Below are 13,860 nucleotides of genomic sequence, written 5' to 3'. Positions count from 1 at the left end.
AGCACGGCTTGCCGGCGATGGCGATCTCACGGACGCCATCGCTGGCAAGCCAGGCTCCCACAGGGAATGCAGTTAGAGCGAGATGTCGAGTCGGGTGATTTTGCCTTGCTCGTTCAGACGGAACACATAGCGCAATTCGAGCGGGCTGCCGGGGAACGTGCCGGAAATCAGGTTACTGACCAATACTTTGCCGGTGCGTTGCTGCACGTCCAGCACCTCGACCCGAGGCTGGTAACGGCGTGCGGTGTCTTCCATCCATTGGGCGATGGCCTGGGTGCCGACCTGATGGGCGCCCTCATCAAAAACATTCGCATCCTCGGCGAAAAAACTGGCGACCGCCGAACTGTCACGGGCATTGGCGGCAGCGATATAAGCGGCAATGGCAGGTGCAAGTGAAACGGCTGGGTTCGACATGGTACGGCTCCTTGTTGATTGATTCTGGAGCCATGCTAAAACAACGCTGTGTCAATTCTTGTCAGGAGTGAATCGCCCTGCTTCATCCAGTTGCATCGCCTTGCGCCAGGCTCGCAACAGGTCGCTGCGACGACCCGGATAGCGTTCACCCAGCTCTTGGGCGGCGGCAATCCGGTCGGTACGAAACGTTCGATAATCCCCGCGCAACTCGCACCAGGCAACGATCACCCGCGCCTCATTCAAAAAACCCAGCGCCAACGGCCAGATCAACCGCTGGCTGGGGGTTTTGTTCACGTCCGCGTAATCGATATGCAACTTGGCCTGCGCACGAATCGCCTGGCGAAACACATTCAATTCCACAGCGTTTTGCGGATAACCGCAGCCCGGCGGCCCCGGCAAAACCGTCGGGTTGCGCAAGGCTTCCTGAGCGTCCGGCGCCAATACGGCGGCAATCTTCGCCAACGCATCGGCAGCGGCTTTGCTCAACACCTCATCACCACGCTGATCGACATAACGCAAACCCAGCACCACCGCTTCCGTCTCATCGGCATTGAGCATCAGCGGCGGCAGAAACAAACCGCTACGCAACACATAGCCGATACCCGCCTCGCCAAAGATCGGCGCGCCGAGGGCCGTCAGTTCGGCGATATCGCGGTACAGCGTGCGCTCCGAGATCTCCAGCTCACTGGCCAGTGTCGCCGCCGTCACCGGACGACTTTTACCGCGCAGCACTTGCAACAAGGTCAACAAACGACTGGTACGCGACACGATCCGCCTGCTCTGTGGAATGAAGGTCGGCGGAGCTTAGCAGAGGCCACTGTCAGAAACTGTCAGCAGCAAATACACCTTGTGAGCGCATGGGCACGATCAAAGTGTTTATTCGTATCGCGAAACTTCTGCTACAGGCTACAACGCCTTGCGTCACGGCCTACACCTGCGCCAGAATCCGCCGGCTTGTGCGCTTTGGTCCCCGCCTCTATCGTTTCCGCGTCGCTGATTATCAGCGATCGGGTTTGGTAGCCCGGGTAAGGCGCACAGCTCCGGCATTTCCATTCAGTGACGTTTTTTTGTCGTCTGCTGTTTGTTATGGCGGCTGTGCGCAGGGCGCCTTCGGGTGCGCCGGTTTCCTTACCCGGTCTACCAACCTGCGTTCAGTCGCCACCCTAATGTTTGGTAGCAATAGGTTGCGACTCCACTTTAAGTAAGGAGATTCGCCATGTTCAAAGCCACGCCAAATCCCCCCGAAACCGATCCGGTTTCCCCCTACGCCTCCCTCAACTCAAAAGAACTCCACGCCGCCGCGCACCGTGCGCTCGATCACTACCTGGTGCTGCCCGAAACCAAGACATTGCTAGCCGACCGCCGTCCCGGCTGCATTTTTGTCATCGCCCCGGATGTCGACAGCGAAACCCTGCTGGCCCACGCCTGCGAGACCCTCGCCTCGGCCAATGTCATGTCCAGCGATCTGGCGTTCGAACTTGAAGGCCCCAAGCGCAATACCGCGCTGGCGATTCAGCAGATGATTTCGCTGGCCGAACTCGCCGTGAATCGCGCACTCGATCACCTCGACCCACCTGATTCGCCGCAGTAACCAGCAACACCGGGTGGGCCCCTTGTGGCGAGGGAGCTTGCTCCCGCTGGGTTGCGAAGCGACCCTAAAATCAGTCACCGCGAGTATCCAGAGGGATCGCGATTACCGGATTACGACCGCTTCGCGGCCGAGCGGGAGCAAGCTCCCTCGCCACAGGTTCTCGGCCGTGTCTGCGCACAACACAAAACCCGCCACCTTTTCACAAGGCTGGCGGGTTTGTCGTTCCAGCCCCGTCCGTTTTAAACAACCGCGCGTTGCCCTCAATGCCCGCGGCTGGCATCCTGCGCCTCCCTTTTCTGACCTGGCCTTATTGGCACCCTCCCCGTGACCTCATCTGACCACTCGAAAACTGCGCTTCGTTCCGACCTGATCTACGGCCTCAACGACCGCCCGCATTTCACCGCAACCCTCTTCGCCGCCCTGCAACATGTATTGGCGAGCTTCGTCGGGATCATCACGCCGACCCTGATCATGGGCAGCGCCCTGGGCCTGCAAAGCGAAATCCCCTACCTGATCAGCATGGCGCTGTTCGTCTCGGGCCTGGGCACTTTCGTTCAGGCGCGGCGCTTCGGGCCGATCGGTTCCGGCCTGCTGTGCCTGCAAGGCACCAGTTTCTCGTTCATCAGCGTGATTCTCAGCGCCGGCTTCATGGTCAAGGCGCGAGGTGGCGGCACCGATGAAATCCTCTCGACGATTTTCGGCGTGTGCTTCTTTGCCGCGTTCATTGAAGTGGTGCTGAGCCAGTTCATTGGCAAGTTGCGAATGCTGATCACCCCGGTAGTCACCGGCACCATCATCACCCTGATGGGCTTGTCGCTGGTCAAGGTCGCCATGACCGACATCGCCGGCGGCTTTGGCGCGACGGATCTGGGCGCCGCAAGCCACCTGGTGCTGGCCGCATTGGTGCTGGGCACCATCGTTGTGCTGAATCGGGTCGATGTACCGTTCTTGCGTTTGGGCGCCATTGTCATTGGCCTGACCCTCGGTTACGTCGTCGCGTGGCTGATGGGCGATGTCGATTTCACCAACATGACTGCTGTGCCGCTGATGAGCGTGCCGGTGCCGTTCAAGTACGGCTTCAACTTCGATTGGGTGGCGTTCGTTCCGGTGGCGGTGATTTTCCTGGTCTCGCCGCTGGAAGCAGCCGGCGACCTGACCGCCAACTCGATGATTTCCCAGCAACCGGTCAAAGGCCCGATCTACATTCGGCGGATCAAGTCCGGCTTGCTTGCCGACGGTCTCAACTCGGCAATGGCGGCAGTCTTCAACAGCATGCCAATGGTGACCTTCGCGCAGAACAACGGGGTGATCCAACTGACCGGCGTGGCCAGCCGTTACGTCGCGTTCTTTATCGCCGGACTGCTGGTGTTGCTCGGGCTGTTCCCGATGATTGGCGCCGTGTTGCAACTGATGCCCAAACCGGTGCTGGGCGGCGCTGAACTGGTGATGTTCGGCACCGTGGCGGTGGCCGGGATCAAGATCCTCGCCGAGGCCGGCCTGCATCGACGCAACATGCTGATCGTCGCCATTTCGCTGGGCATGGGGCTGGGTGTTGCGGCCGTACCGGAAGTGTTGCGCGAATTGCCCAAGGCGTTGCACAACATCTTCGAGTCGCCGATCACCGTCGGCGCATTGTGCGCTATCGTGCTGAATATCTTCCTGCCCGAAGAGTTCATCGAGCTGGAAGAAGACGATTTCGATCCGGAAGCTTCGATCCTCACGGTCATGGAGAACCCGGATGTCACGCCCCACGGCGAACCACTCAAGCCTTCCGTGGTCGCACAGGTGAACCGCTAACGCTGCTCGAGGGTCGAGCCGCCGGCGGTTCGACCCTTATCTTTACGAGAGCTCGTTCATGCGCAGATTCCTCGCCTTAAGCCTTTCCCTGCTGTTGCTCAGCCTGAGCGCCTGCGCGCTGTTCCCCAATCGTGATCCGCTGAACATCAACGTGGTCGGCATTGAACCGCTGCAAAACCAGGACCTGGAAGTGCGCTTTGCGGTGAAACTGCGCCTGCAAAATCCCAACGAAACGCCCATTTATTACAACGGCGTGGCCCTGAGCCTGGAGGTCAACGGCCAACCCCTCGCCACCGGCGTGAGCGATCAAACGGGATCGATCCCGCGTTACTCCGAAGCGATCATCAGCGTCCCCGTGAGTATTTCGGCGTTCTCCGTGCTGCGCCAGACCCTTGGCCTGAGCCAGACACAATCGCTCAACAACCTGCCTTATGTATTACGCGGCAAACTGTCTGGCGGCGTGTCAGGCACCGTCCGTTTTGTCGACAAAGGCACACTCAACCTACCGGGCTCGACAGCCGGCATCTGGTAAATCAACGGCAGAACACGGCGCTTGTTACTAACAAACAGGGAAGTGGACTCAACCATGGAAAGATCCCCCACGCTGTACACCGAACGCTTGATCCTGCGGCCACTGGAACTGGCCGATGCCGAAGCGATTCAACAGCACTTCCCGCACTGGGAAGTGGTGCGCTACCTGAATGCCCTGGTCCCGTGGCCTTATCCAGCGGATGGCGCGTTGGCTTACCTGCGCGACATCGCCCTGCCGACGATTGCCCGTGGCGAAGAATGGCATTGGTCGATTCGCTTGAAATCAGCGCCCGAGCAGTTGATCGGCAACGTCAGCCTGATGAACGAGCCGGACAACAACCGAGGCTTCTGGCTCAGTCCGCAGTGGCAAGGCCAAGGGCTGATGTCCGAAGCCAGCGCTGCAGTTACTCAATACTGGTTCGAGACCCTCGACCGCTCGCTTTTGCGGGTGCCCAAGGCCGCGCCCAACCTGGCGTCGCGGCGGCTTTCGGAGCGCACCGGAATGCGCTTGATTCACTGCGATGAAGGCGATTTTGTCGGTGGGCGTTTTCCCAGGGAGCTCTGGGAAATCACCCGCGAAGAGTGGCGGCGTCTCAGATAAACCGCACACCGGGTTTGGCCCGTTCATCCACGGTCAGCTCGAACACGTCCGGGCGCGCATAGTGCCCGACCACGTCGTAGTCGTAGCGCGCACGCACCAGTTCATCGGTGTCGATCTCGGCCGTGAGCAGCCCCGCACCGCCCAACAACGGCCCGGCCAGCACGTCGCCCATCGGGCCGATAATCAGACTGCCGCCGGCAATCAACGGGCGCTCGGCCGGCCAGTTGGCAATTTCCAACCCCAAGGCTTGTGGCGATTGCTGGACCTGGCAGGCGCTGACCACGAAACAGCGGCCTTCATGAGCGATGTGGCGCATGCTGACTTGCCACATTTCGCGTTCGTCGACCGTTGGCGCGCACCAGACTTCCACACCTTTGGCGTACATCGCCGTGCGTAGCAGCGGCATCATGTTTTCCCAGCACACCGCGGCGCCAATGCGCCCGACCTGGCTGTCGATCACCGGCAGTGTCGAGCCGTCACCCTTGCCCCAGATCAACCGCTCGGTGCCGGTGGGCATCAGTTTACGGTGCTTGGCGACCAACCCGGCTTGCGGTTCAAAGAACAACGCGGTGCAGTACAAGGTGCTGCCTGAACGCTCGATCACCCCCAACACCAGATTCGCACCGGTGCGCGCAGACAATCCCGCCAAGGCTTCGGTTTCAGCGCCCGGCACATCAATGGCATTGGCGAAATAGCGCGCAAACGCCTCACGACCTTCCGGCAGTCGGTAACCCAACTGCGTGCCGAAGCCTTCGCCTTTGGGGTAACCGCCGAGCAACGCCTCAGGCATGACCACCAGCCCGGCGCCGGACTCGATGATCGCCTGTTCATAAGAAAGTATCTGTTCCAGGGTCTCGCCCTTGCCACCTGGCAACGAACCGATTTGCAGTGCAGCAACAATGGATTTTGGCATCGCGGTAACTCCTGAGCAGTGAGGTATTGCTCATTCTCCGGCCACCGCCGATCATGAATAAAGCCCCGTTCACTGCTGAAAGATATGAGCCAAATGAATATCGCCGACATCGACCTCAACTTGCTCAAAGTCTTCGAAGCGCTGCACGACGAGTCCAGCGCCAGCCGCGCCGCGTTGCGCCTGGGCGTCACGCAATCCGCGGTCAGTGCAGCATTGCGTCGGCTGCGTGATGTATACGCCGATCAACTGTTCGTACGCACCGGTCGCGGCCTGGCACCGACATTGCGCGCCAATCAATTGAAACCGGTCATCAGCGATGCGCTGAACAAATGCCGACAAAGCCTGGCAATGGTCGATCCGGCCGCCAGCCAGTACGAAGGTCGTTCGGTGATTGTCGGTTTATCGGATGATTTCGAGATTGCCTACGGTCGGCGATTGATCAAGGAAATCGCCCAGCGCGCGCCAAAGCTGCGGCTGATCTTTCGCCAGACCCACAGCCAGATCGTGGCTCAGGCCTTGATGGAGCGCAGCGTTGACCTGGCGATCACCGCCGGCGGTTTTGCCGAGCGCTTGCTCAGCCGTCAGGTGCTGGGTGAAGGCGGCTATCAGTGCCTGGTTGACCCCGACAGCCTGATCGACGGGCAACAGGAAATCACACTCGACGAGTTTGTCGCTCGCGAGCACATTCTGGTGTCGTCTGGAGGGTTTATCGGCATTACCGATGAGGGGTTGGCGGGGCTGGGATTGAGTCGGAGGGTGTGCGCATCAACCACGCATTTTGCTGCATTGCCGTTCCTGCTCAAGGGCAGCCAGGCCGTGGCGACGATCCCCGCCCATGCGGCGCAGAGCATCGCCGCAGTCAGCGGGTTGACAGTGCTGCCCTGCCCGCTGGCACTGCCGCGCTATCCGATTGAACTGGGCTGGCGGACCAACAGCCAGCTGGATCCGCTGTTGCTGAAGGTCCGCGAAGCAATCGTCGCCAGCTTCCTACAAACACCGCCCGTGTAGGAGCTGTCGCAGGTTCCTACTTGGCAGCCATCAAGCGATTGACTTCGCTGCGGACCATGTTCGCGTATTCCGGCGGTGACATGGCGTCCAGTTCGGAGCGCACCCACTCGGCCCATTTGCCTTTACGCTTGGAGCGCTCGCCGAACAAGCGTGCCGCTTCACCTTTGGATTTACCCAGGTTGCTCTGCCAGAGATCGAACAGACGGGACTTTTCATCTTCAAGCGCAGCGCGCTCGGCAAGGGGCTTGTCGGCCAGATTGAAGCTCATGGGAGTTACCTGCTGCATAAAATTGGCAACATCTTACACTGTAGGTGGAAATCTCCGGAGGCAGATTTTCCATTGGCGTTGAGTTTCAGGGCAAAAAGCCTGCAACTTTTCCGCCGCGCCTACACTCCATTGATCACTGTCCCAAAACCAGCAAGGAGTCACCTGATGGCCCGAAAAACCCCGGTGCAAGCAAACGATGAGCAAATCAAGGATCAGGTCTTCAGCGAGCTGCAAGCGTTGATCGAAGAATCGGAGAAGCTGCTCAAAAGCAGTGCCTCGCTGGTCGGAGAGGAAGCTGAAAACCTGCGCGAACAAGTCGCGCTGAAACTGCGCCAGGCACGCGATTCCGTCTCCAGCGTGCGTGAGCGGACCCGGCCGGTGGTCGAGGCGACCGAAACCTACATTGGCGGTCACCCTTGGCAAACCGTTGCGATCTCGGCCGGGTTCGGTCTGGTGGTGGGATTGCTGCTGGGTCGGCGCTGAACAAACATGCTCTAAAAGATCACAGCCTACGGTGCACGCAACCCCTGTAGGAGCTGCCGCAGGCTGCGATCTTGGCGATCCCGCATGCGTCGATGGGCTCGCCTTTCTACATCAATTGCCCGCCAGTTCGTGCAATTGCGCCAGGGTTTGCGCATCGAGCGCGATGCCTTCGGTTTGTGACTTGGCCCGCTCGCGGTGACGGCGGTCACCCGGCAAACGCCGCAGCCCCACAGCATGCATCTGCCTGACCAGTTCTTCACTGCGTTCGGCGAAGTTCTGCCCGGCGGCTTTGCTCGGGTCGATCACAATCAGTAACTGGCCGGTCCACGGGGTTTTCGCCCCGGGATGATTCGACCAGTCGAACTCGAACGAGAAGTTGCCACCGGTCAACGCCGCCGCCAGCAGTTCGACCATCATCGACAACGCCGACCCCTTGTGCCCGCCAAACGGCAGCAATGCGCCGCCCTCCAGGATGGCTTTCGGGTCCTGCGTTGGCTGGCCCAGGCTGTCGACACCCATGCCGGGTGGCAGACGCTCGCCCTTGCGCGCAGCGATCTGCACGTCGCCATGGGCGATGGCGCTGGTGGCCAGGTCGAACACGATCGGGTCTGCACCCGCACGGGGTGCCGCGAACGCAATCGGGTTGGTGCCAAACAGCGGGCGATCAGCACCGTGCGGCACCACGCAGGTCATGCTGTTGACCACGCTCAGCGCCACCAGACCTTCATAGGCAAAGGGTTCGACGTCTGGCCAAAGTGCAGCGAAATGATGGGAGTTGCGGATCGCCATGACCGCGATACCGGCGCTGCGGGCTTTCGCCACCAACAGTTCGCGGCCTGCAGCCAACGCCGGTTGGGCGAAGCCGTTGCCGGCATCCACCCGGACAAAACCCGAGGCCACATCCTCGACCACTGGAACGGCCTTGCCATTGACCCAACCGCTGTTCAGCGTCGAGACATAGCCGGGCATCCGGAACACGCCATGGCTGTGGGCACCATCGCGTTCGGCGCCCGCACAGTTTTGCGCCAGCACCCGGGCAACCTCGGGGCTTGTGCCATGCCTTAGAAATATCGATTCCAGTAGGCCAACCAACTCTTCGTACGACAAGTGTTGCGAGACTGCATTGACGGCATGATCGTGTGGCACAGACATCTGAAGCTCCAGGTTTTTTATTGGAGGGGGCAACAGCGTATGGGGACCTTACGGGCTGATTAAACACCGTTTTGCGAGCCCTCTGTCAACCTTCGTCGTTCAACGACGCCGAGACCTGCAACGGGCCTGATCATCAACGACGCAGGCGCCGCGCATGCACTAACTATCTACCACCGTTTGACACTGCCACGACTCTAGCCTTGGGCTTTCTTCCCGCGACGTAGAACCGTCGCTTCAGCTGAGGCAAAAACAATGACTGACGATTCGTTACCGCTCTTTTTTCCTGAAGCATTACGCGACACCCGAATATTGAGCCCACGCATCAGGGCCATGGGTTTCACACTCGCGGACCTGTCCTGGCTGCGTAGCGTTGAACTGGCGACCCACGCGCTTCGTTCGACGCAAACATCGCCGATGACCGTCGAGAACATCATGCTGAAGGCCGCTGGGGCAGACGCCGAGCCCCTTGCGGGCAGCTTCGTGATGCATCCGGTGCCCAACGGCACACAGGCCATCCTCTACACACCCTATGGCGGGCTGCAAAAGTTCGATGACCGACAAGCATTGTTGAAGGCGCTGGACGACAAACTGAAAAATGCTGCAGAGCGCAAGGACCTGTTGTGCTTTCTCCCCATCTCCCGACGCAATGCGCTAAGTACCAACAACGCATTCACCTTGGCAGGCCAAGTCATTGACGGCCTGGTATTCGAAGATCAGACCCGCATTCTGAAACAGTGCCATCGTAAAAATGTCGAGCTCATGCTCCAGGAGCTGAGCGCAATACCGACACTGACGGCCATGCTCAATCAATTGCTCAACAACGCGCTGCGCAAGTCCTTTCCCAAGCTCGATCAAAGCGCCACCCATGTCAGCTTTTTCGTTGAAAGCCGGACCGCTGGAACGACGAACACCGCCATCGCTCGACACCAGGTGGACTCCATGCCCCTGAGTGATGCGCTACTGCGTTTTTACCTGCATCAGACATGGCCTTCGGGACAGGTTCGCGAGTTCACCAATCCTCTACAGCCTTCCTCCCCCGTTAACCCGGTACATCAGTATCAGTGGGAGCAGGCCACAAAGGAGCTTGCAGCGAGTTTGATGCCCATGCTGGCAAGTCTGCTGCAGGTCTATTGGGCAACAGACGTGCATACAGGTGTTTCTCGCCGGGACTTCTTTGCTCAAGCCATGAGTGACAAGGCCCGAACGGATCTGTTGTTGAAGCGCCAGAGCGCAATCATCAGCCCTGAGCAAAGCCTGGCATTAACCGCACTCCTCGACCGCGAAAGCGCTATACGCAACAATGCTGCCAGCGACCTGAAACCGGAAAAAATCCGCATCTGGGAACACCGCGAGCATTTCGTCGAACTTGCTGGCGCCATGATGCTGAACAGCGACTCCACGGCTTATCTGTATACCCAGTCCAATGGCTTGCAGGTCCTGAAAGATTACGCAGACCTGAAAGCGATCATACAAACCATGGTCACGTCGGCCGGACACGATGACGAGCTATACAGCTTGCTGACACGGCAACAGCGTGACGTGTTTCTGGGCTTCGACAAGCCTGAGGTGTCGGGAGTACCGATGTTCGGTCCGGTCTTTCACGACATGCTCGACGACATCATCGCCAAGCAACAACACAGCATCACGGATGCACTGGACACCTGCCGACACAGCGATGGTGTCATCGATGTCCAGGCCTTGTTCGACCGTGCGCTGGATGTGCGTGGCATGCTCGACAATCAGCTACTGGCGACAGCAATCACGGAGCGCTGGAGCACGCGCCCGCTGATTTCCGGCGACAATCGCCCTTCGGTCGTATTGGCTGACAAGGCCGCCCTGTCGCTAAAAACAATACGCAGCGTTCAATCCTCCCTTGAGGTGAAAACAGCCGCTCAACCTTCGGGAAGTGTTGAACAACAAGGCACTTTTCTGGAGACCATCAAGACCGATCTCGCCCATGCAATGTCGGTGGGAATCCGCGGTGAGGCCGCACTTCGTGTGAGCACCAAGACGCTCCATGCGGACGAAAAGGCCATCATCGATACCGTACTCAACCCCGACAAACCGACCCGAAGGCAAAGGCAAGCGCTGCACGGGTTTCGGCCAGATGCCTGGTCGTTGACGCTTGAGTGCTCGAACGAGCCGGATCTGCTGCCGCTGGCCAACTGCTTTTTGCTGACCGAGCGTGGCGGGCTTGACCCGTCACACTCCGGTCGGGCGATCCTGTGGACGCCCGGGCGCGGGCTCGAAACCTTCAGCTCCGTCACCAGTGTCAAGGTCGAGTTGGGCAGGCGCCTCCTGGATGACGAGCAACGAATGCTGCTCCTGGAAAATATCCCTCGCACGCAATATCGCCCACACCGAACCTACACGCTTGGGCCGTTTCGATTGATTGAAAGAAATATGCTTCAGGAGTGCCAACAGTCAGCCATCAAACAGTATCTGGACGCCCGAAGGCATACCCATTCACTTGAGTTGCCGAGTTCGGTGGTACGGGCTGATTTTGAGCAACACAAACAGACTCCCACCCCGCTCAACCTTCAGCGTGCGATGCAGATTGCCGAGGGGATCGTTACGCAACAATCACTTCCCGTCTGGCTCGGGGCGGCGCCCGAGAGTGATGTGCTGCGACACGTGGAAATACTGGAGCAATTACGCCACAGCATAGAGAGCGGAAAAGACTACCTGCATGATGTCAAGCCGCTGACGGACTATGCCCGCGAACAACTGAAAGCGCTAATGACCAGGCAATTTCCGGGAGCCAGTCTCGATCCGGATCAACTGTGGGTGACGCCCAATCTGGCGCTGGCCGGTCCTGCGCGAACATTGACCGATTTTGCGCTGAGCCCTACCAATACATTGCAAAACACCGGGTTCAGCATTGCCTCGAAAATCGCCCAGACGCTCCCGACGGCCCTTGATGCCAGCGCAGTCAAAAGGCTTTTGCTGCAGCTGGACATCAAGGCGACCTATCGTCAATTTCTTTCGGAGACATTGGCGAGCGACGCGCCAGGTGTCGCGACCCGACTGCTTCGATTCATCAAGCAGCTGCCCTGGCAACTGCTGTTGCATGCCCACACGCTGAAGCTTCAGGGAAAACTTTCCGAACGCGGCTTCGGCTTGGTTCAGCAAGTTCTGGACATGCCGGATGCCCTGGCACGCGCAGCGGTAACGGGCGCCACCGCAATCGTGCGCCCCTTGGAGCTGATCGCGACCGAAGGCGCCGCGGCCGTCAAGACACTAGGGCTCTACCTGATAGGAGAGCCCGCTGCCGGACCACAAATTCTGTACGCGCCATACGACAAGCATCTGGGGATCACCGAGTATGAAAACGAAGCCAGCGTCCTGAGCGCAATCAACCTTCCGGGAGCTTTGCAGGATCTGTTGATCAGACGCCTGCCGGACCCGCATCAGGCGACCTACAAAAATTTGCTGGCCGGCAGCGGCACGTCTGATATCCGACTCGCGTCCAGTCCTATCGAAGGAAATCTGTTGCATCAACTGTTTATCGATAACAAAACGCTGCTGTCACACATGCTCGACAGTCAATCGCAACCTGCCGGGCAGTCCGACTGGGAGGCGCTCAAGGCATTGTTTAGCAAAGGTGTCAGGTACGGCATAGAGTTTCTGCCAGGCAAACTGGCGCTCCCGCGCCTTCTATGGGAAAGCTATACGTCATTCAAACAGTCGGCCGAGGCCCTACAGGACCATCATTGGAGGACTGCGCTCAAGACCTTTATCAACGGGGTGTCACAAATGGCGACACTGGGCCAGTTGTTGCATCAACCTGGCGCTTCGACCGTTGAGCCGGTTGTGCACAACGGACCTGTCGTCGAAAAGCCTTTCGTTGCCACCGAGATTACCAAGGTCGATCTCACCTCTCCTTCTCGCACTGTGCTGCAATCCTTTGAAGCCAGCGCCATCGAGTTGAAAAAAACGGGTACCAAGGCTGTCGACGGCACTTACCGTGACTCGACAACCAGACGCAAGTACGCCCCGGTCGACGGCAAGGTGTATCAAATCGAAAAGTTTGGTGTGGCGACTCGCATCGTCGATGATCAACGCCAGGGCCCGTATCTGCAGAACAGGGGAACGCAGTGGGTGCTGGATCCCGACCTGCATAGCGTTCATTTCGGTAAAGCCATGTCACGACTGCACAACAAGTACCAGTCTGACCTTGATGCGCGAAAGCAGATAAGCATTGAGGCCCAGGGCATGGAGGCCATCAGACAGCTCTACCCGGAAAGGGCCCGGATGATTGTCCAGTCGCTGGATCTGGCACGGTTCTACGCATTTAACAGCCTGCATAATCTGGCTCAATTGAAAGTGGCCACATCCGGAACACGACTGGATGGTTTTCTCAAAGCGTTCTTTGATGTGCCGACGATCGATAGAGCCATTCTGGATAAAATCAAGGCAACCATCGTTCCGCTGTGCAAAGCACTGGTAGATCCGACACTGGACAGGCTCGACAGCAAGCGTTTTGTCGTCGGTTCAAACCGTTATCCCGAAGACGGCTTGATTGCCTTTGTACTCGACGATGACCAGCAACAGAAAGTGCACTTTACAGAGAAGTTCTTCGATCAAAATCTACACCACTACAACCATGTGCTGACAGAGCCCTTTGATGTCGTTGCCCATGCGCAGGCGGCAACGCTTATCCATGAGTTCTCGCACCTGTTTTCAAATACGCTGGATATCGCGTACCTGGAAGCGAGAAGACCCTTCAGCGACCTGATCTCGACGATCACCACTCAAGCCAGCCAGTTGAAACAGGATCAAGAGCAATTTCAGCGCGAGGCATTGTCGATGCACACCCCCGTCGATGAATTGTTCGCCTACTGGAACAGCACGCAGAAAACCTGGCAGGACCTCGATGACATTCCTGCCGCCAAACATCTGAGTGACCAGATCAAGACCATCACCGGCACCAGCGATCTGAGCGAAGCCCGCCGAGTGTTTCGCGACCGGGCTTCAGCGGATCGGCGGATCGACACCATCCTTCGCAATGCCGATTCTGTCGCACATCTGGTCTGTGAAATGGGACGTCAACTCGACCCGGTACCTTTGGCCGAAAATTGATGCCCGTGAATCAAACGTGA

Annotated in this window: 12 protein-coding genes; 7 read left to right on the top strand and 5 right to left on the bottom strand. The window is 58.8% G+C overall.

Annotated features, from left to right (window positions below; all coding sequences use genetic code 11):
* Positions 1–72: 72 nt before the first annotated feature.
* Positions 73–414 carry a nuclear transport factor 2 family protein gene (locus AABM55_RS14355; RefSeq protein ID WP_054597193.1) on the bottom strand — a complete coding sequence of 114 codons (342 nt, stop codon included), beginning with the start codon at positions 412–414 and terminating at the stop codon, positions 73–75.
* A gap of 51 nt (positions 415–465) precedes the next feature.
* Positions 466–1,182, bottom strand: coding sequence for a YafY family protein (locus tag AABM55_RS14350; protein WP_347929943.1), 717 nt, complete (start codon positions 1,180–1,182; stop codon positions 466–468).
* A 448-nt stretch (positions 1,183–1,630) separates the two neighbouring features.
* Here AABM55_RS14350 and AABM55_RS14345 point away from each other — a divergent pair, with 448 nt between their 5' ends.
* From AABM55_RS14345 to AABM55_RS14330, 4 genes are all read left to right on the top strand, one after another.
* The gene (locus AABM55_RS14345; RefSeq protein ID WP_103314517.1) at positions 1,631–2,005 is read left to right on the top strand and encodes a DUF6124 family protein; all 375 of its coding nucleotides are present in this window, start codon (positions 1,631–1,633) and stop codon (positions 2,003–2,005) included.
* Positions 2,006–2,329: 324 nt separating this feature from the next.
* The gene (locus AABM55_RS14340) at positions 2,330–3,802 is read left to right on the top strand and encodes a nucleobase:cation symporter-2 family protein (RefSeq protein WP_347929942.1); all 1,473 of its coding nucleotides are present in this window, start codon (positions 2,330–2,332) and stop codon (positions 3,800–3,802) included.
* 58 nt (positions 3,803–3,860) lie between these two features.
* On the top strand, positions 3,861–4,334 hold the full coding sequence (locus AABM55_RS14335) for an LEA type 2 family protein (protein ID WP_103314515.1): 474 nt from the start codon (positions 3,861–3,863) through the stop codon (positions 4,332–4,334).
* A gap of 54 nt (positions 4,335–4,388) precedes the next feature.
* Entirely contained in the window at positions 4,389–4,934 is a 546-nt protein-coding gene (locus AABM55_RS14330) for a GNAT family N-acetyltransferase (RefSeq protein WP_347929941.1), read from the top strand.
* Here AABM55_RS14330 and AABM55_RS14325 read toward each other — a convergent pair.
* Complete coding sequence (locus tag AABM55_RS14325) at positions 4,927–5,847, bottom strand: carbon-nitrogen hydrolase family protein (RefSeq protein ID WP_347929940.1); 921 nt, start codon at positions 5,845–5,847, stop codon at positions 4,927–4,929. The genes AABM55_RS14330 and AABM55_RS14325 overlap by 8 nt on opposite strands.
* Positions 5,848–5,931: 84 nt before the next feature.
* Here AABM55_RS14325 and AABM55_RS14320 point away from each other — a divergent pair, with 84 nt between their 5' ends.
* Complete coding sequence (locus AABM55_RS14320; protein ID WP_347929939.1) at positions 5,932–6,855, top strand: LysR substrate-binding domain-containing protein; 924 nt, start codon at positions 5,932–5,934, stop codon at positions 6,853–6,855.
* Between the two features lie 16 nt (positions 6,856–6,871).
* Here AABM55_RS14320 and AABM55_RS14315 read toward each other — a convergent pair whose 3' ends face one another.
* Positions 6,872–7,123, bottom strand: a complete 252-nt coding sequence (locus AABM55_RS14315) for a hypothetical protein (RefSeq protein WP_019690567.1) — start codon at positions 7,121–7,123, stop codon at positions 6,872–6,874.
* A gap of 165 nt (positions 7,124–7,288) precedes the next feature.
* Between AABM55_RS14315 and AABM55_RS14310 the strand changes: the two genes are divergently transcribed.
* The gene (locus tag AABM55_RS14310) at positions 7,289–7,606 is read left to right on the top strand and encodes a DUF883 family protein (RefSeq protein ID WP_347929938.1); all 318 of its coding nucleotides are present in this window, start codon (positions 7,289–7,291) and stop codon (positions 7,604–7,606) included.
* A 111-nt stretch (positions 7,607–7,717) separates the two neighbouring features.
* Here the strand turns inward: AABM55_RS14310 and AABM55_RS14305 are convergent, their stop codons facing one another.
* On the bottom strand, positions 7,718–8,758 hold the full coding sequence (locus AABM55_RS14305; RefSeq protein WP_054597185.1) for an Ldh family oxidoreductase: 1,041 nt from the start codon (positions 8,756–8,758) through the stop codon (positions 7,718–7,720).
* Positions 8,759–9,010: 252 nt separating this feature from the next.
* Here AABM55_RS14305 and AABM55_RS14300 point away from each other — a divergent pair, with 252 nt between their 5' ends.
* On the top strand, positions 9,011–13,840 hold the full coding sequence (locus AABM55_RS14300) for a DUF6543 domain-containing protein (protein ID WP_347929937.1): 4,830 nt from the start codon (positions 9,011–9,013) through the stop codon (positions 13,838–13,840).
* Positions 13,841–13,860: the final 20 nt, after the last annotated feature.

Source organism: Pseudomonas helvetica (genome assembly GCF_039908645.1).
Taxonomy (GTDB): domain Bacteria; phylum Pseudomonadota; class Gammaproteobacteria; order Pseudomonadales; family Pseudomonadaceae; genus Aquipseudomonas; species Aquipseudomonas helvetica.
The sequence above is the reverse complement of the archived record's forward strand: the minus strand, read 5'-3'. Positions and strand labels throughout refer to the sequence as shown.